Annotated in this window: 1 protein-coding gene; it reads right to left on the bottom strand. The window is 68.0% G+C overall.

Annotation, left to right across the window (positions count from 1 at the left end; genetic code table 11):
- A partial coding sequence (locus tag SB771_RS35980) for a GMC oxidoreductase (protein ID WP_410722159.1) occupies positions 1 to 250 on the bottom strand: 250 nt, incomplete at both ends.

The following is a 250-nucleotide window of genomic DNA, read 5'->3' as shown; positions in this document are numbered from 1 at the left end:
CGTGGTGCCGACCGCGCCCGCGGCCTGCTGCAGTTCTTCCTCGGTCTGATACTGGAGACCGGGCAAAATTTCCCGCGGCCGATAGCGCGCGAGCGCGGGCGCCGCAGCAATGCGGCGCGTGAGACGCAGCGCGTTCGCGGCGACGTGCCGGTCGTAATCGGTGGAGAGATAGTTGGGCGCGATCAACGGCGGCGCCGACGCATCCGCCGATTCGATGTGAATGCTGCCGCGCGAAGTCGGCCGCAAATGA

The organism is Burkholderia sp. SIMBA_051 (assembly GCF_046534915.1).
Taxonomy (GTDB): Bacteria; Pseudomonadota; Gammaproteobacteria; order Burkholderiales; family Burkholderiaceae; genus Burkholderia; species Burkholderia ambifaria.
This window is presented reverse-complemented; position numbering and strand designations above follow the sequence as displayed.